The 17,656-nt window shown below is 60.6% G+C and carries 13 protein-coding genes and 1 pseudogene; 8 read left to right on the top strand and 6 right to left on the bottom strand.

All coding sequences use genetic code 11. The features are described from left to right. Positions 1–82 precede the first annotated feature (82 nt). Complete coding sequence (locus QA609_RS17055) at positions 83–1,594, bottom strand: FGGY-family carbohydrate kinase (protein ID WP_278303813.1); 1,512 nt, start codon at positions 1,592–1,594, stop codon at positions 83–85. A 137-nt stretch (positions 1,595–1,731) separates the two neighbouring features. Here QA609_RS17055 and QA609_RS17050 point away from each other — a divergent pair, with 137 nt between their 5' ends. Further along, entirely contained in the window at positions 1,732–2,697 is a 966-nt protein-coding gene (locus QA609_RS17050; RefSeq protein ID WP_278303812.1) for a transcription initiation factor IIB, read from the top strand. Positions 2,698–2,811: 114 nt separating this feature from the next. Here QA609_RS17050 and QA609_RS17045 read toward each other — a convergent pair whose 3' ends face one another. Continuing rightward, positions 2,812–3,684, bottom strand: a complete 873-nt coding sequence (locus QA609_RS17045; RefSeq protein WP_278303810.1) for a DMT family transporter — start codon at positions 3,682–3,684, stop codon at positions 2,812–2,814. Positions 3,685–3,856: 172 nt separating this feature from the next. Between QA609_RS17045 and QA609_RS17040 the strand changes: the two genes are divergently transcribed. From QA609_RS17040 to QA609_RS17020, 4 genes are all read left to right on the top strand, one after another. After that, positions 3,857–5,194 (top strand): polysaccharide deacetylase family protein, encoded by a 1,338-nt coding sequence (locus QA609_RS17040; protein WP_278303809.1) that lies wholly within the window; start codon positions 3,857–3,859, stop codon positions 5,192–5,194. A gap of 70 nt (positions 5,195–5,264) precedes the next feature. Continuing rightward, the gene (locus QA609_RS17035) at positions 5,265–5,486 is read left to right on the top strand and encodes a hypothetical protein (protein WP_278303808.1); all 222 of its coding nucleotides are present in this window, start codon (positions 5,265–5,267) and stop codon (positions 5,484–5,486) included. A gap of 401 nt (positions 5,487–5,887) precedes the next feature. Next, positions 5,888–6,457, top strand: a complete 570-nt coding sequence (locus QA609_RS17025) for an ATP-binding protein (RefSeq protein ID WP_278303875.1) — start codon at positions 5,888–5,890, stop codon at positions 6,455–6,457. A gap of 68 nt (positions 6,458–6,525) precedes the next feature. Further along, positions 6,526–7,779 carry an FAD/NAD(P)-binding protein gene (locus tag QA609_RS17020; protein WP_278303807.1) on the top strand — a complete coding sequence of 418 codons (1,254 nt, stop codon included), beginning with the start codon at positions 6,526–6,528 and terminating at the stop codon, positions 7,777–7,779. Positions 7,780–7,818: 39 nt separating this feature from the next. Here the strand turns inward: QA609_RS17020 and QA609_RS17015 are convergent, their stop codons facing one another. Continuing rightward, complete coding sequence (locus QA609_RS17015; RefSeq protein ID WP_278303806.1) at positions 7,819–9,087, bottom strand: FAD/NAD(P)-binding protein; 1,269 nt, start codon at positions 9,085–9,087, stop codon at positions 7,819–7,821. Positions 9,088–9,423: 336 nt separating this feature from the next. Between QA609_RS17015 and QA609_RS17010 the strand changes: the two genes are divergently transcribed. The 3 genes and pseudogenes from QA609_RS17010 (at position 9,424) to QA609_RS17000 (ending at position 13,314) form a co-directional block, all read left to right on the top strand. After that, positions 9,424–9,594, top strand: coding sequence for a 30S ribosomal protein S14 (locus QA609_RS17010; protein WP_278303805.1), 171 nt, complete (start codon positions 9,424–9,426; stop codon positions 9,592–9,594). Positions 9,595–9,963: 369 nt separating this feature from the next. Further along, positions 9,964–10,639, top strand: a pseudogene (locus QA609_RS17005) (DDE-type integrase/transposase/recombinase). Between the two features lie 1,448 nt (positions 10,640–12,087). Then, positions 12,088–13,314: a tyrosine-type recombinase/integrase gene (locus QA609_RS17000; RefSeq protein WP_278303804.1), complete on the top strand. Its 1,227-nt coding sequence runs from the start codon at positions 12,088–12,090 to the stop codon at positions 13,312–13,314. Between the two features lie 152 nt (positions 13,315–13,466). Here QA609_RS17000 and QA609_RS16995 read toward each other — a convergent pair whose 3' ends face one another. From QA609_RS16995 to QA609_RS16985, 3 genes are all read right to left on the bottom strand, one after another. Further along, positions 13,467–14,420: an electron transfer flavoprotein subunit alpha/FixB family protein gene (locus QA609_RS16995; RefSeq protein ID WP_278303803.1), complete on the bottom strand. Its 954-nt coding sequence runs from the start codon at positions 14,418–14,420 to the stop codon at positions 13,467–13,469. Then, entirely contained in the window at positions 14,417–15,208 is a 792-nt protein-coding gene (locus tag QA609_RS16990; RefSeq protein ID WP_278303802.1) for an electron transfer flavoprotein subunit beta/FixA family protein, read from the bottom strand. The genes QA609_RS16995 and QA609_RS16990 overlap by 4 nt, the downstream gene beginning before the upstream one ends. Positions 15,209–15,358: 150 nt before the next feature. Next, positions 15,359–17,560 carry a (Fe-S)-binding protein gene (locus QA609_RS16985; protein ID WP_278303801.1) on the bottom strand — a complete coding sequence of 734 codons (2,202 nt, stop codon included), beginning with the start codon at positions 17,558–17,560 and terminating at the stop codon, positions 15,359–15,361. Between the last annotated feature and the right edge of the window lie 96 nt (positions 17,561–17,656).

The raw sequence follows: 17,656 nt of genomic DNA, 5'->3' as shown, positions 1-17,656 counted from the left end.
ACTCGTTACCGAGTTCGGAGCGCTCATTAGCTACCGGGTTCGGATCGTTCACTACTGATCGTTCTCTTCGTCGGTGTCCAACTCATCCCTGATCGTTATCGTAGACGTATCGCAACTCGGCCCGTCGTTGCCAGATCGGCTGCATATCGAGACGCGTTCGACGGTAGTGTTCGTACAGTTCGTCGTACGTTTCCGCGACGTCTCCGTCCGGCTCGTAACGCCGCTCCGTTTCGCCGAGTCGGGAACCGGCCTGCTCGAGGGAAGATTCGATCCCGAGCCCGACCGCGAGTAACGTCGCCGCCCCCTTCGCCGCGGGGTACTCCGCCTCCGGAACGAACAACTCGATCCCGAGACAGTCCGCGAGGAGTTCACACCAGAACGCCGATCGGCTCCCCCCACCGGTGAGGTACACTCGATTCGGCGTCGCAGGAAGATGTTCGATACAATCCCGGACTGCAAGGCTGAGCCCTTCGTAGACGCTGCGGACGACGTGCGCTCGAGTGTGCTCTGGGGTCAGTCCGACGAATCCGGCCCGAGCGTTCGGATCGGTGAACGGTCCTCGCTCCCCGGTCGTACTGAGATAGGGGAGAAACAGTACTCCTCCCGACCCCGCCGCCGCCGACGTGGCGATCGATTCGAGGGTCTCGATCTCTTTTATCTCGAGCAGCTCCTCGCACACCCACTCGAGGCTCGGCGTCCCCGCGTTCGAACCGATCGCCGTCGTCCAGCGATCGTCGATTCCGAACGCCATCCCGATCCCCCGGCCGTCGGCTCCGGGTCCCTCGGTAATCGTCTGGGCAAACAGTGACGTTCCGAGCGAAACCGCCCCGTCGCCCGGCACGACCGCACCGGCGCCGACCGCCGAGGCGACGACGTCGATCGTTCCGGCTACCACCGGCGTCCCTTCGGGGAGCCCCGTCTCCGAGGCGGCGTCGCTCGTGACCGCTCCGATCACGTCAGTCCCGGAGCGAACGTCCGGGACGAGGTTGCTCCGCTCCGGAATACCGGCCCACTCGAACACCGCCGGCTCGAACTCGCCCGTTTCGCGGTCGAGAAACGGCACCGTCGCTTCGGTGTAATCGGTCGCTCGAGTTTCGGTCAGGTTGTAGCCGAGCCAGTCCTTACACGAGAACGCGGTCGTCGCCCGCTCGAGCGTTTCCGGCTCGTGTTCGGCGAGCCACGTCAAAATCGGCAGGCACATTCCCGGATATACGGGTGAGCCACACGTTTCGACCAGCGCGTCCATCGTCCCGTCCTCTGTCCAGCTCTCGAGGATCGATGCTGCTCGACTATCGGACCACAGGACGGCGTCTCGAACGGGCTCTCCGTTCGTATCGATCAGCCAGCAGCCATCGCCCTGTCCCGTAATGCCGACGCCGGCGATCTCGACGTGTTCGTCCAGGCTCGTGACCACTCGTGTGATCGTTTCCCTGGTTCGGTCCCAGACCGCCCCCATATCCAGTTCGGCCTGACCGGTGTTCGGACGGTCGACGGACTGCGTTTCCGTCGCGGTCGCGAGAGTGGATCCGCTCGTATCGTACGCGACAGCCGTGATAGCGGTCGTTCCGGCGTCGATTCCGACGAGTGCTTTCATAGGAACAGCGACGGACGCATGTCTTATCAAGACGTGCGATGAGCGAAACCGGTTATTTTCGCGACTTCTTTTCGGCCCGTTTCGCTCCGATCACTCCCAGCGTTTAACCTTCTTGGGTCACTCTCTCTACTCGACTGATGAAACGCCCGACCCGTCAGAAACAACGTGACGAGCAGACGAAGAACAACACGACTGAACAGGAGGGCGTTCGGGCGTGTCCGGAGTGCGATTCGACGGCACTCGTCCGGAGTTCGGACGGAAGCGAGGTCAGTTGTGAGGACTGTGGGCTCATTCTCGAGGAGGACGGCATCGATCACGGACCCGAGTGGCGAGCGTTCAACCAGTCGGAACGGGACAGCAAGTCCCGAGTCGGGGCGCCGACGACCCAGACGATGCACGACAAGGGGTTGACCACGACGATCGACTGGAAGAACAAGGACGCCTACGGTCGTTCGCTGTCCTCGGAGAAACGAAACCAGATGAGTCGGCTCCGGAAGTGGCAGGAACGGATCCGAACGAAGGACGCCGGCGAACGGAACCTGCAGTTCGCCCTCTCCGAGACCGACCGAATGGCATCCGCACTGGGCGTTCCTCGCTCAGTGCGAGAGGTAGCCAGTGTGCTCTACCGGCGCGCGCTCGACGAGGACCTCATCCGCGGGCGGTCGATCGAGGGCGTCGCGACGAGCACCCTGTACGCCGCCTGTCGGATGGAGGGCATTCCGCGCTCGCTCGACGAGGTCGCGGCGGTCTCGCGGGTCGATCGCATGGAGATCGGGCGCACGTACCGCTACATCTCCCAGGAGCTCGGCCTCGAGATGGAGCCCGTCGATCCGAAGAAGTACGTCCCACGGTTCTGCTCGGAGCTCGACCTCCCCGAAGAAGTCCAGCTCAAGGCCAACGAGATCATCAACACGACGGCCGAACAGGGGATGCTGTCGGGCAAGTCGCCCACCGGGTACGCCGCGGCCGCGATCTACGCGAGTGCGCTCCTCTGTAACGAGAAGAAGACCCAGCGAGAGGTCGCCGACGTCGCTCAGGTAACCGAGGTCACGATTCGAAACCGGTACCAGGAGCAGATCAGCGCGATGGGAATTCACGACTAGAGACGACGATCGCCCCCCTTTCTCTCCTGTGCCGACGTCCGACCGATCGCAAAGGGAGCGTTTCAACGGCATCGAAACTTGAGTGTCTCGTCTTCTTCCGCGTACGCGTAAGGCTCAGATCGCAATGAGCGTGACCCCGACGACCGCCAACACGGCTGCAACGAGCCGAATCCGAAAGTAACGCTCTCCGAGGAGGATTCCGCCGAGGACGACGACGATAATCGCCTGCGTGTTGATCACGGGCGAGGCGATACTCGCCGGCAACAGGGCGAACGCCAGCGTCGTGAGGTGCTCTCCGAGCGCGACCATCGCCCCTCCGACAGCTAGCGTGGGGAGATCCGCTCGGATCTCGGTCGGTGGGTTTCGGACCGCACTCGGGAGGAGAACGACGGCAACCCCGGATAGCAACAGCGGAACCCAGAGCGTCTCCGGAATAGCGAGTTCCTGCAACGAAACACGCTTTCCGAGGTCACTAATCGCGTAACACATCGCGCTCACTAGCGCGAGCTGTGCGGGCCGCGACCGCGCCGCCTTGACGAACGGTCGGAAGAATCCACCCGGGTCGTAGTTCGCCACATACACTGCGAGCGTCGCGACGACGACTCCGGTGACCTGTAACGGCGTCAGTAACTGCCCGAGAAACAGGATCTCGAGCGGAAGGACGAACATCGGGACGATCTTGTTGATCGGTGTCACGTACGAGACGTCCCCCTGTGCGATCGCTCGTAGAAACAGCACGAACGCGGCGGCGGTCGACACGATCGTCAGGACGATCACGCCGACCTCGAAGAGGCCGAACCCGTCGAACGCGACCGCGGAGCGTTCGGTTCGCGTGAGCAGGATCGGCAGGTACCACGCGATAGCGAAGGCGTTGATGAGGACGGTCAATGCGGCAGGAGGGTATCGCGAAAACGAGCGCTTCAACACGTAGACGTAGAATCCCCAGACGAAAGCGGCGACGATCGCAAATCCGAGTCCGGTATCCATCGTTCGGGCGGAGGAATGCCCGGGCTATCAGTCGTTCGATCGGTCGCCGATCGGGCGTTCCCATCTTTCGGCTGGTAATCTCCCCACTAGCTCTCGCTCGACCCTCGCCTCTCCGACAGATAATATCTTATGACTGTAATAGTTTTATTACTGTATCTCCTATAGATCACGGATGACAGGCAGTAATAACACGCGGCGACGGTTTCTCGCACTATCGGGGTCGGCGACGCTCGCGGGGCTCGCCGGTTGCACGGACCGATTCAGCTCGGAAGCGTCCGAAGAAAACGGCAGCGGATCGTCGAACGAATCGACCTCCGGGACCACCGAACAGAGCGAGGCGAACAGCTACGAATCACCGGCGCTGGCAGTCGAGACGGAGTACAACAGTCGCGAGGAGTTCGGCCAACCCGGGGAGGCGTTCGACGACTTCGAAGAACCCGACGTCTGGGAGACGGTTCAGGGATCCGCGGAGGTCGACGAGGATGTCGCCTTCGAGGGCTCCCAGAGCCTCAAACTCACCGCCGAGGACGGCGAGAACGTCATCGTCGAACGGAGCATCGAGACGGCCGACCTGACCGACCGGGAGTTCTCGCTTGCCGTGCGAACGTCTACCCCAGGAAACGTAGCGGTCGATATTCGCCTCATCGATATCTACGGGGGGTACGCCCACCACCAACTTCGGAGTGTCACCTACCGAACGCCGGATATCGGGTGGTTCCGGACGAATCCCGGCGTCTTCGAGGAGAGTACGACTCCGCTCGAGCGTGACGTCGTCGACGAGATCCAGATTATCGTCTACAACACCGACGAGGCGGAGGTGTGGGTCGACGACCTCCGCATCCACGACAAGCCCGAGAAGGGGTATGTCGTGCTCTGCTGGGACGACGGGCTCGACGACTACTACGACGTGGCGAGCCCGCTCCACGACGAGTACGGTGTCAACGCGGTGCAGGCCGCGGTTCGCCAGTGGACGAGGGGACAGCGCGACGGGATCATGACCGCCGAACAGCTCCGGGAGCGTCAGGAGGCTGGCGACCAGATCGTCGCCCACGGGACTCACACCTACCTCGCCCAGATGGACGAGGAGTCGCTTCGGGACAGCCTTCGACGAGACAAGAACTGGGCGGTCCAGAACGATTTCCAGGGCGGACACTACATCGTCTATCCGCACAACAGCTTCGACCAGACGGTTCTAGACGTCGTCTCGGAATACTACTACGCCGGCGGGTTCAACCAGGCTGGCGACGTCAATCTCACCGGTGTCCACGGCTTCGATCCGCTCGTCCTTCCGCGAACGATCGGTCACGATCTCGGCATCGCGATGCGGTGTGTCGACCTCGCTGCACGGCACCGCCAGTGTACGATCCTGAACTTCCACGCGTTCGACCTGGATAATACGATCGACGCCGACGAGTACGAAACGCTGCTCGAGCACATCGATAGCAAGGGCGACTCGCTCGAGGTTATCGACTTCGACGACCTCTGGACGATGCGACGCAACGGTCACTGATCGAAGACCGTTCGAACGGCGTTCACTAGCGGTATGTTTTAACATGACTCGGGCCGTACCGATGCCTGGAATGAGCCCCGACCAAGACACCCCGTTCGCCGACAGCGAACTCCGGAACAAGGAGGAGACGGAGATTCCGATCGGCGAACCGCGAGAGCCCGAGAACCGAGGTCACAGTATGTGGCGGTGTCGGGAATGTGGCGAGATGGGACGGTTCAGCGGGAATCTTCCGGACGTGTGTCCCGAGTGTGGAAGTCCGAAGGAGGAACTGTACTACTGGGAAGAGGATTAGCGACGCGGCCGTCGGATCCGTGCCGCGTCGGACGAGCACCACGAGGTCGAGGCGTACCTCCGTCCCGCCGGAGGCTGCTATGGAGTTTATATAGCGTTCGTTTCGACAGCGATTCTGCCGACGGACCGTTGCAGAAGCCGGAGCTACGTCGATGTGCAGCGGTATTATTAAAATAGAACACAAAATAATAACTTTGAATATTTAGCAGTGTGTAGTTGTCAACAATTGTGTCGACGAAGCTAACAGAAATCGGGGTAGTCGAGGACGAACGGGAGTCGGAAACACTCCACATCGCGTTCGTCGGCGATCCGGGTGTCGGTAAGACGACACTCGCTGCACTCGTTGCAGCTCGATTGAACGAGCGAACGGGTGTACGAGTTGCTGGAGAGGCAGGACAGTTAGTGGACGGTCGTGATGCTGGAACCGACGGCACGCTCGGGATCGAATGGACGGTCGAAGACTGTCCGTCGGGCCCGGAGGCAATCGGTGCGCGTGCCGAACGGCCGGATACAGTGTTCGTCGTCGCCACCCCCGAGACGATCGAAACTACGGTAGCCTACGAGCGTCTCGCCCGCGAGTGCGAGGTCGACTGCTATCTCCTGGTCAACCGGTTTCGAGAGTCGACGAGGGCTCAGCTTCAATCGTTCGACGGTCCGGAACTCGCCGAGTACTTTTATTACGATGAGGACGTTTCGTCGGCGATTGCTGAGGGTCGGGTACCGGTACTTCCAAACCGGACCGTCGAAGCGATACTCGTCGAGGCCCTCCAACCCGAACGACAGGGTCCCAAGCGAGCACTCGAGGGGCTCGAACGCGGCGGCCGATCGATCGTCAACGTCGAGGTCGAGAAGCGAGACGACGCCGATTCGCTCATCGACTCGTTCGAAACGGTCGGGCACAGTGCGGCTTACTTCGAGTGCAATTGCCGCTGTCACGACGGGCACGTGCTAGCGCGTCGGCAATCGAACTGAATGGACGCTGACGCTCGCCTCACTCCGAATCGAGTACAGCGTTTTCTCCGGAGGGTTTCGGTACGACGATGAGACGAACCGGCCCGGAAACCGACGCTCTCGTTGCGATCGTCGGCGGCGGTGTCCACGGCGTTCACCTGGCGGTTCGGCTGCTTCAGGAGGATCTGATCGACCCGTGTGAGCTCCGTCTCATCGATCCGGTCGGACTCCTCGATTCGTTTCGTCGGAATTGTCAACAGTGCGGAATGATCGAGCTCAGATCACCGTTCGTCCATCACGTCGCTACCGATCCGTTCTCGCTCAGGGATTTCGCTCGAGCACGCGGTCGCGAGGACGAACTCGTTCCGAGTACGGTCGGTGCAGAGCGACCGACCGTCTCGCTGTTTTTCGATCACGCCAACTGGATCTGTGATCGATACGATCTCGAATCGTGTCACACGAAGGCTCGAGTAACCGGTATCCGGGAGAATCGGCAGACGGTCGAGATCGAAACCGGGGAGGACCACGTCTCCACTCGATGGTGCCTCCTCGCCGTCGGACACGGCGGCTCGGTTGCGTATCCGGAGTGGGCGACCGAGCTGGCCTCGACAGGGTCGGTAACCCACGTCTGGGACCCCTCGTTCGATCCCAACGCGATCGGCGAGACGTCGTCAGTCGGAATCGTCGGCGGCGGGATCACCGCCGCACAGCTTGCGACGGAGGTCGCCCAGCCGCCGGGTCGGGACGTGGTCTTGTTCGCTCGAAGCCCGTTTCGTGTGGAGACGCTCGAGGCGAGTACCGACTGGATGCACTTCTCGGGGGATATCGAGAAGCTCCACGCACGTCCACCGGCATCAGGGAGCCGCGAGAACCTGGTAGCCGAGGCACGATACAGTGGAACGATGCCACCGTACGTGTTTCGTCGACTACAGCGAGCGCTCGAGCGAGAGCGGGTCGAACTCGAACGATCGGAGATCACGGTCGCAACCGAAGCCGGCGGAACGGTCGTCGTCACCTGCCGCGACGGCAGTTCGTTCTGTTTCGACGAACTGATCTGTGCCACGGGTTTCGGATCGCCGTACGACGGCGATCTGTTCCGGCGTATACGCCACCAATCGTCACTCCAGACGGGCTACTACGGGGCGCCGCTCCTGGACGACGGCACGCTTCGCTGGAGACGGGAGGACGGAACACTCTCTCGCGTTGCGGTTTCGGGCGTCGCTGCACAGCAGGTTCTCGGTCCGTTCGCTCGCAACGTCATCGGTGCTAGACGAGCGGGAGCGCAAATCGTTGGATTTCTCGAATCGAGACTGAACGCCCAGAACCAACCGGCCGAGCTGTGAATCGAGCCGTCGTCTCGGCTGAATCCGTGCTGGGTCTGATCAGTCGGACACTTCCGCTCCGTCGACCTGTTCTCGTGCTGTATCCGTTCCGGACGGGCGATGGTGCTGCGCGATAGCAGCCGCAATCCGATCGCCGGCTCGTCGAGCTCCGGGAACGTTGGGCGCGTACGGCCCGACCGTTTCAACGGCGAGCGCTCCCGAAACGTACAGCGGAACGGTTCGTCCGTCGTCGCATCGCCAGGCAAGCGTCCCGTCGTCGAGAACTGGCATCCCTCGATACCCCCGTGTCAACTCGAGTTCGTCGGCGATCCGCTCGACGAACGGATGGTCGAACACCGGTTCGAAGCCGGTTGCGAGGACAACGCGGTCTCCGAGGAGTTGCAGCCCGTGATCGAGGGACAGTCGAACCGAGCCGTCTTCGTTCGTCGCCGAATCAACCGTTCCCTGCGTGAGCGTGAGGTCACCGTCGTCGATTCGGTTCATGAGTGCTGTGTAGAGAGACGGTGGAACCGTTGCAGTGTGCCGAGCATCCGAGATCACGTCGAATCGGTCGCTCGACCCTGGTGGGTGTACGTGGAGATTCGCTTCGATGTGCGACCAGTTGATCCACGGCGGATTCGCCTCGGAGACTTCCCACTCGAGGGGGTGCCGTGAGAACAACGTGACCGACTGGGTATCGCTCAACTCACACGCGAGCTGTGCGGCGGTGATCCCCCCACCGACGACGATGGTTCGGTCGGCGGACGCGTCGGGGTCGAACTCGCCCCAGACGTGTTCGACTCCATCGAGCTCGACTCCCCAGTCGGGTCGCCGGTATCGACCACCGTGACCGATCGCCAGAACGCAGTGTTCGGTATCGATGGCTCCCACCGTTGTTTCGAGCCGAAGCCCCGCCGTATCGGGACGCTCCCGGATAGCATCGACGGCTGCCTGACAATGCAGCGAGTCGAGATTCTTTTGCTCGATCACATACTCGGCATGATCTACGAACAGATCGAGAGACGGCCGGGGCGGATAGTCGACCGTCGAAACGAGTTCGTCTTCCCGATCGTTTGCTTCGGCAAAGTTCTCGAGATCGAACGATTCGGTTCCGATGTGGTGGACGAACGTCGATCGCAGGGTATCCATACCGCAGGCTCTGGCCTTCTCACGGAACGACGTCAGCAATCGGTCGTGAGGATCTACGACGAGAACGTCGGAGCTGTCGAGCGGAGTATCTTCGACGAGCCGCTGGGCGAGGTACGTTCCATGAATCCCTCCTCCAACGACGGTACAGCCGAATTTTCGAGTGGAGTCGTGTGTCGTCATATGAGATCCGTCGCGTCGGTGCCCGAAGGCAACCGCCGAAAGTTAATAAAAGCACTGAATAGAATAACAACTTGTATTACCTAGCTACTATAAATTAGCAACACGCAGGTGGACAGACGATCCCCGTGCCCGTGCGTTCCGGGACGTTTGGTCCGGAAAGACGACCGCGCTCGATCATGCAGTTCACGGGAGCGGCGACCGAGACTGTGCCGCCTTCGTCAGCGATACCGGTAAGATGACCGTCAGCGCGGATCTCGTCGTCGAGTCCGCCGATATCCCGGCGGACGAAGCGGCCGAGCAGACGTTCGAACGACTGACGGACTATCGACCGAGTCTATGAACGAAACAACCGACAGTACCGACACGAACGGCGAACGTACCGGAAACGAACACGTCTGTAGAGACACCGGACGAGAACAGGGCTTGATCGGCAAGTACGAGATCTGGCTGTGTCGACAGTCGTTTCGAGAGATGGCCCGTGACATGGGCTTTCGAAAGTACGACTGACTGGCAGGCACTGTCCGAACGAGGGAAACCACAAGACCAGAAGACGAGACAGCGGTGCCGGCTGTGAGTTTCGATCTATAACGGTAGATAGTAGCGCGGTTTCGTTATTCAGAAATAGAGAGGAACGGATACGCAGTCTATTTTCTTATCGAGTGGCTGATTCAGAAGCGAAACCCGAATAAGTATCTTGAATACGATGGTTTACAGTAGTTGGAAGTACGGGTTCTTTATTCAGAATTGTCTGTGAAGCTGTGGTCAGTATAGGTGGCTCACGTACCACTCATGTTAGTTCCTAATCGGGGGCACCGCTTAGTGCGCAGTTTGAGGAACGAGCAGGTCGTGAGGTTAGTTTGAAATAATCCCGCAGGCCTGCTTAGCGAGTGATACGCGGCGGAATTTGATGAACCTTGGGAGCGTGAGCGGACGGCGACACCCGTTAGGGTGTTTGCCGTCCGTCTCTACGCGACCGGTTGTTCACTCCGAGAGACACAAGCAACTCTTCGCTTGATCGGCGTAGAACGCACTCATCAGGCTATCTGGCACTATATATCGGGAAGTTTATAGCTCGCCAGACCCGCCGACGCCAACGAGAGCTTCGCTTTCGTGTGGCCCATCAGAACGCCTCACGTTCTGAGGACGGCTTCACCGTCGCGGGTCGCAGTTGGTAAGACTGCTGTCAAAATTAACCTCGATTGGTCTTGGGCACATGTTGCAATAAATCTACACTCACGGCTAACCCCTGACGTCGCAGTGTTCGGACGACGAGGCACCGATCCAGCCGCTGCGTTCCTGCATCAGTTGACCGAGAAACACGACCTTGATGGAACGGTGTTTCTCGTCGATGGCTGTGGTATCTAACTCTCCTCTTTCGATTAGGACGAGCGATCAGCTTGACTACGTTGATCGAAACCTGATCGAAAAGTGGTTTCATATTCTCGAGATGCGAGTTGACCGCTTCCACAACTCATGGGAAGGCAGCCGGGCGAGCGTCAGGAAATGACTTGGACAGTTCATACACTATTATAACATACAACGACTGCATTAATCACTCAACGGACAAGCGCCTGCGGAGGTACTAAACTAGACAGTGCCATCCTGATTGCACGGGCGGTAACGAGCGAATTCACCGTCCTTCGATCCTGCTGTGATGTAGCTTCGATCAACGGATGAGGAGTTGAGTGGGTGAGCAATCCCCTCTGCAATCGCGAACCGACAGTGGCTTGATCTCGATGTCCCGTTCGAGAGTCGCACTGACACGCCATCGGCGGTGATCGATGCCGTCACGCCGTACACACTCACCCCCTATCCCAAGTCCCGAAGCTTCGGGATACGTACAACGCGTCGGAGCTGGCTGATGGCCACCCGGTTCACGAACCGCGGCTTCCGGATCGATCGCTCTGACGAGCGAATGCACGAGTCCTGCCGGCGCGTCTCTTCAAGCATGATGTGGCAATGCGTTCTGGATTCCGCTCCGGGTCAACCCCGAGCAGGAATCGCTCTGGTTCGGCCTGCTCGACGAAACGCGAGAGCCGGTGAGCTCCGACTCTAACAGCACCGCAAAAAACATCACTGCCGAGTCCGAGGTAGCCGAACCGGAAACGCCGGACGACCCGATTCGAATCGGTTTCGATATCAGCGACTCCAAACTGCTGACGGGCTGTGTCTATCAGAACGATACTTCGACCCAGCCATACGTCTACGATGGCGGTCGTGCGCGAGCACTCCGTAAGGATCTGTACACGACACTGAAGCGCCTCTAAGAGCATGGTGCCGTCGAGTGCGCGTGGACGAACGCTTTGACCACTTCCGGAACGACATGACTTCTTGGAAGGCTCCGTCTTCTAACGGCCCGAAAACTCCGATTTTCGATGCCACGGAATGGGAGCCGTTGTGACACGGCCATAGGACACCGCACGCTGAGTCGGCGATTCCGACAGACGTCGCTTGCAGCCTTCGAGTCCTGAAACCTCCGATGCGAGGCTTCCATCGTAGGAAGCTCCGCGCTTTGGGGCGGGCGAGGACGTCATAGTCGTAACCGACCTCGGGGGTGCTGGCAATCTCGTCGTGTTCTGGACGGGTGTAATTGACCTGGCCGGGGTCGTACGTCGCTCCGCAGAGCGTACATTCGAGGGTTTCGATCCGCTCGAGCGCTATACGATACTCCGTATCCGTTCGTACACTATATCGCTACCAGTCATTGCCAGGGTTCGAACGAGAACGAACTCCGTAGAAGTGCTAACCTTGTTCGCTACGAAGCCTACCTCTACCGTTTCCTCCGAAACTTCCTCCGGGGAGAAAATTCTATATAGTCATACATGGTTTATGGCACTTCTATGCGCCAGTAGAGCTATACTGTGTATTTTGGTTGTCCGGCTTGCGACAACCAAATATACGATATGTTTTAGTGAGTGCCATGAGTAGCGAACCGTACGAAAATGACACTCTTAGAATCACCACAATCCGGAGCAAACGGGTTACTCGAGGGGATCTCGCGTGAGTAGCGAGCAGATCCAGTGGTCGCACAAATCTCTGGAGGAACTCCGCGAGTTCTGGAACACCGAAATCGAACTCGAGATGCAACGTGCTGGCCACGATCTCGAGGACAAACCCACCTACCAGGACCTACTCGACGTCGGCTACGGCGGGCTCACTTACACGCTTCGAGAGCACCACGAGATGACCCTTTCAGAGTTTCTCGAATCTGTAGGCTACGTAGAGGAGTCTGAAGAGGGCTATCCATGGGGTATCGATGATGAAACCACTATTGAGGAACTCGAGTCGTTCATCCGGACGCTTGAACGCCGGCAAGGCCTCGCCGACACCACGGTCGCTACGAAGCGGTCCCGGCTTGCGACTTACGCGCAACTGTACGATGAACTCCACGGCCAGGCCAATCTCGTGGACCGCGTCGTCGACACCGCCGAACGGGCTGCCGAGATTCGACGCGTCCTTGCGGTGTTCGACGAACTCGATGCCGATCTCGGGACTGACGCGTCGAAGCAACGGTATCTAAGCGACGTCAATCAGTTCTACAGCCACCTCGAGCGTCGGGCGATCGCCGCCTTCAACCCGTCCTCGAGAATCAGCGAGGAGTACAACTGGAACCGCGAGGAGAAAGACAACCAACCGCTCTCGAGCGAGGACGTCCAGCAGCTGTACATGGTTGCCGAAAGTCCTGAGGAGGAACTACTCGTGCTCGCGCTGTGTGCGTGGGGCCTTCGACGGAACGAGGTCGCGTCGTTGCACGTGTCTCAGGTGGTACTCGAGAGAGAGGATCCACATATCTACTTCGAGGAGCGAAAGAACGGTCCGGGAACGGTTGCGCTGGTCTATGGCCGCGAGCAACTGACGGATCACATCGACACGCTTGGTGCTCGAGACGACGAGTGGAACGGGTATCTATTTTCCTCGACGGCGTCCTCGAGTGGCCATATCGTTGGTGAGACAGTCCAATCACGGTTTCAGCGGCTTGCAAACCGTGCTGGCGTTACCGTTCGTGGCGAGGCGCCGACCTCGAAGATGGGCCGGCGTTTCTGGTATACGACGTACATGGAGGCGCAGAAGCAACTGCTCGAGAATCTCGACGTAATCGCAGGCGACCAGGGCAGTTCCGATGCGAACGTTGTACTGGAAAACTACCTCTCGGAAGCCGAGCGCCGGAAGTACCGACGTGAGTTCATGCGTGAGCGATTAGCAGACGTATTTGAAATTGACCCATAAGTCAATCTGAGATATCACTCGTTAATCTTCTTCCAGAACCGATAAAAAGTGGGGAGCAACAGCTTTTGTCGCCGGAAGATTGGATGGTGCTTATTTGACACATCGATCAATGAACTCATCGAGACCGTCTATACTAAATATGAATAGTTGATTTACTGGAACTCTTCGGTGAGCGCGGGAACGACGTCGAAGAGGTCGTCGTGGATGGCGTAGTCGGCGATGTCCATGATCGGGGCGTTGGGATCGGTGTTGATCGCAACGATCGTCTCGGACCCTTTCATGCCGGCGACGTGCTGGACGGCCCCGGAGATGCCGATCGCGATGTAGACGTCGGGCGTGACGACCTTACCCGACTGGCCGACCTGGCGGTTCTTGGGGAGCCAGCCGTTGTCGACGATCGGTCGGGACGAGGAGACCGTCGCGTCGAGGGCGTCGGCCAGCTCCTCGATGAGCTCGAGGTTTTCCTCCTCTTCGATCCCACGGCCGACGGAGACGAGGACGTCGGCCTCGCTGATGTCGACGTCGCCGCCGCCGACCTCCTCGAAGCCCGTGACGCTCGAGCGGATCGCGTCCTCGTCGATCTCGGCGTGGAACTCCCGGATCTCGGCGTCACCGGTGCCGTCCGCGCCGGCCCACTCGGCGCCGCGGATGGTGACGACGGCGTTGCCCGTCAGCTCGTTGGCCGTCTCGACTTTGCCGCCGTACATCTCGCGGGTTGCGGTCAGCGTCTCGCCGTCGGTCTCGAGGCCGACGGTGTCGGTGACGAGCGGGAGATCGAGCGCGTTGGCGACGGCGGGGGCGTAGCCGAGGCCGTTGACGCTGTTTGGTGCCAGCACGTACTGGGGTGCGAGCTCGTCGTAGAGCTGGGTGACGACCTGCGTGTAGACGTCGTGATTGAACTCCTCGCCGTACTCGACGGTGTGGACGACGTCGACGCCCTCCCGGTTGAGTTTCTCGGCGAAGTCCCCGACGGGGCCGCTGACGACGGCGACGTGGAGGTCGCCGCCGGTCTCGTCGGCCAGCTGGCGACCCGCAGTGATCGTCTCGTAGCTGACATCGCGCAGTTCGCCCCGGCGGTGGTCGGTTACCGCCAGAATATCCGTCATGGTGCCACCCCCTTCTCGCGGAGCAGTTCACCGAGCTCCGAGGCGGTCTCCTCGGGGCTGCCCTCCCAGACCGTCGCGTCGGTCTCGCTTTCGGGTTCGTACATGTCCGTGACCGTTACTGCGCCCTCGACCGCACCCTCGTCGACGCCGAGGTCGCCGAGCGTGTGGACGTCGAGTTCCTTCCGCTGGGCCTGTCGGATGCCCCGCAGGCTGGCGTACCGGGGCTCGTTGATCCCCGTCTGGATCGTCAGCGCCGCCGGGAGTTCGATCTCGGTCAGCTCCTCGACCCCGCCCTCGAGCTCTCGCCGGACCGAGGCGGTGCCGTCCTCGAGGTCGTGCTCGAGGTGGTTGACGACGGCGCCCCACTCGAAGCCGAGCTCCTCGGCCAGGGAGACGCCGGTGCCGCCCCAGTTGTCGTCGCCGGACTGGACGCCCGTCAGCACGAGGTCGGGCTCCTCGGCCTCGACGACCGTCCGCAGGATCGCGGTCTTGGCGCCGACGTCGAGCAGGTCGACGTCCTCGAGGGCGTCGTCCCAGACGCGAATCGCACGGTCGGCGCCCTTCGCGAGCGCCTGGCGGATCGTCTGCTCGCACTCCTCGGGGCCGATCGTCACGGTGACGACTTCGTCGGCGATGCCCGCTTCCTGGAGCTGGACGGCCTCCTCGATGGCGTAATCGTCCCACTCGTTGAGATCGGCGCCAAGATACTGGTCGGCGATGGTCGTGCCTTCGATCTCGAACTCGTCTTCGACAGTCGAGACTTCCTTGACCGTGACTAGAATCTTCATTCGTTGGTTAGACTGTGAAGATAGTGAGAATAAATGTAGGTGCTTCGGCACGTGTCGCCCCAGTTGAGCGAGTCTATCCAGCAACTTTAGCGAAGTGTATATACAGTATCGATGCTCGAGTACCGCCCGGCTCAACTGATTGATTTACCGTTAGTCGGCTGCCGCAATCTTGAGGCCCGCCTTCTCCTGAGCGTCGATCGCCTCGACGAGCAGTTCGGCGACGTCGACGACCTCGATATCGTCCTCGAAGCCGCCGGTCTTGCGGCCGTCCTCGTACATCGTCATGCACATCGGGCAGGCGACGACGAACTTCTCGATGCTCGAGCCGGCGTCGGTGTCCTCTAAGGCCTCCCGAAGCCGTTCCTCGCTGGGCTTTGGTTCCTCGTCGAACTCCATCCAGAGGCCGCCGCCGCCGCCACCACAGCAAAAGGAATCGGCGCGGTTGCGGGGCATCTCGTCGAGTTCGCAGCCGGTGGCTTTGATGATCTCGCGGGGGGCCTCGTACTCGTCGTTGTACCGGCCCAAGTGACAGGGATCGTGGTAGGTGACGGTGTAGTCGAGTTCGGTACCAGATAGCTCGAGTCGGCGCTCGTCGACGAGTTCCTCGACGGCCTGGGTCCAGTGGTAGACGTCGATCTCGCCGTCTTTGTTCCACCGTTGTTCGTAGTCAAAGGGCATCATCGGGTCGTCGGCGAACTCCTCGAAGTCGACCTCCGGATACTCGTTCTTGAAGGTGTTGTACGAGTGGGGGTCGGTACAGACGATTTTGTCGAACTCGCAGTCGTCCCAGGTTTCGACGTGGTGGCCGGCGAGTTCGACGTAGAGGAACTCCTCGCCGACGCGGCGGATGTCGTTGCCGTCGTACTTTTCGTCGTCGAAGAGGATGCCGAAGCTGACGTCGGCCTCTTGCAGAATGGTCGCCAGCGAGCGGGCGACCTTCTTGTTACGGTCGTCGTAGCTGGGGTAGTCGCCGACGTACCAGAGGTAGTCGACCTCCTGCTCGCGGGCGTCGGCGACGTCGAACTCGAGGTCGTCGGCCCACTCTCCACGAGAGCGCTGGCTGTCGCCGAAGGTGTTGCCGTTCTGCATGACGTTCTGGAAGACGTCCTGCATCCCCGGGTCGACGTCGCCCTGATCGGTCATCTGGCGGTTGAGGCGGGTAAAGGACTGAAGATGTTCGATCTCGACCGGGCAGGCGTCCATGCAGGCCATACAGGCCATGCAGGACTCCATCGTCTCGGTGTCGATCACGCTGGTGCCGCCGTCGGCGATGATCGGCTGCTGTTCGCCGCCCTCGGCGCGGTGTTCGCGGTACTTTTTGAGATCGAGGATGACGTTGCGCGGATCGAGCGGTCGGCCCGAGGCCTTGGCGGGACAGACGGACGAACAGCGCCCGCACTTGGTGCAGGCGTCCTGGTCGAGCATCTCCTTCCAGGTGAAATCCTCGATGGACTCGGCGTTCGTGGCGTCCAGATCGGCGGGAACGTTCGGCAGGCGCTTGCCGGCGTTCTCGTCGCGGGTGACGACGTTGGCGAACGAGGAGAGCATGTGGAACGGCTTGGCGTAGGGGATCCACGCGATGAAGAAAAAGGCGATCAGCGAGTGAGACCACCAGGCCAGCCAGTGGAAGGTCTCGGCGTTGAAGCCGAGGACGCCGAGTGCAGTGTAGTTCGGATCCGTGGCAGTCCCTTCGACGACGGGGAGGCCGATCGTCTGGAACAGCAGGGCGAGCCCCCAGCCGACGAAGCTGACGATCTCGTGATCGGGCATCCCCGTCGCGTAGATGCGCAGTCCCTCGAGGAGGAAGCCGCCGACGCCCAGCGCGAACAGCGTCCAGATGAAGATGTCGTCCTCGCTCGACGTGTGGCGGTCCCAGAGGCGCTCGTTGCGGACCCAGTAGCGCCGATACATCGCCATCCCGATCCCGACGACGAACAGCAGCCCCATCGCGTCGACGATGAACTGGTAGGCGAGGTAGAAGTCGCCGACCCAGAACGAGCCCTGGAACGGTTCCCAGAAGTAGCCGTCGATGAAGAGGATCGTGGTCGCGATCAGTAGGGTCAGAAAACCCCACATGATGAAGGCATGCATCAGTCCGCCGTAGAGGTCCCTGTCGAACTGCTTCTCGTTCGAGAGCACGATCTTCGTACTCGAGACGATCCGGCTTGCGAGGTTGTCGAGGCGGGCGAACGGGTCGTCGTCACCGGCCGTGTACCGCGTAAACCGGCTGTACACCCCGTAGAGGAAGACGAGGATCGTGACGGTCGCCAGGAGATAGAACAGCGCGTACTCCGTGCTGCTGAGCCCCCAGTAGGTCTCCCTCGTCACCTCCGTCTGCGCGAGGACGTTCATGTTCAATTAGGCGAGGGGCCGCGACTTAGTTCTTGTTCAGTAGCAGCCTTTCGGAATCCGCTTTCCGAAGATGTCTCCGTCGAACCATCTCAACAC

Origin of the sequence: Natronococcus sp. A-GB7, from assembly GCF_029688865.1 — an archaeon.
Lineage (GTDB): Archaea > Halobacteriota > Halobacteria > Halobacteriales > Natrialbaceae > Natronococcus.
Note: the sequence above shows the minus strand (reverse complement) of the source record. Positions and strands in the feature narration are given on the sequence as shown.

What these genes read in the sequence shown, in the direction of transcription:
- QA609_RS17055 (WP_278303813.1), bottom strand. Translation starts at nt 1,594, where the DNA reads ATGAAAGCACTCGTCGGAATCGACGCCGGAACGACCGCTATCACGGCT.
- QA609_RS17050 (WP_278303812.1), top strand. Translation starts at nt 1,732, where the DNA reads ATGAAACGCCCGACCCGTCAGAAACAACGTGACGAGCAGACGAAGAAC.
- QA609_RS17045 (WP_278303810.1), bottom strand. Translation starts at nt 3,684, where the DNA reads ATGGATACCGGACTCGGATTTGCGATCGTCGCCGCTTTCGTCTGGGGA.
- QA609_RS17040 (WP_278303809.1), top strand. Translation starts at nt 3,857, where the DNA reads ATGACAGGCAGTAATAACACGCGGCGACGGTTTCTCGCACTATCGGGG.
- QA609_RS17035 (WP_278303808.1), top strand. Translation starts at nt 5,265, where the DNA reads ATGAGCCCCGACCAAGACACCCCGTTCGCCGACAGCGAACTCCGGAAC.
- QA609_RS17020 (WP_278303807.1), top strand. Translation starts at nt 6,526, where the DNA reads ATGAGACGAACCGGCCCGGAAACCGACGCTCTCGTTGCGATCGTCGGC.
- QA609_RS17015 (WP_278303806.1), bottom strand. Translation starts at nt 9,087, where the DNA reads ATGACGACACACGACTCCACTCGAAAATTCGGCTGTACCGTCGTTGGA.
- QA609_RS17010 (WP_278303805.1), top strand. Translation starts at nt 9,424, where the DNA reads ATGAACGAAACAACCGACAGTACCGACACGAACGGCGAACGTACCGGA.
- QA609_RS16995 (WP_278303803.1), bottom strand. Translation starts at nt 14,420, where the DNA reads ATGACGGATATTCTGGCGGTAACCGACCACCGCCGGGGCGAACTGCGC.
- QA609_RS16990 (WP_278303802.1), bottom strand. Translation starts at nt 15,208, where the DNA reads ATGAAGATTCTAGTCACGGTCAAGGAAGTCTCGACTGTCGAAGACGAG.
- QA609_RS16985 (WP_278303801.1), bottom strand. Translation starts at nt 17,560, where the DNA reads ATGAACGTCCTCGCGCAGACGGAGGTGACGAGGGAGACCTACTGGGGG.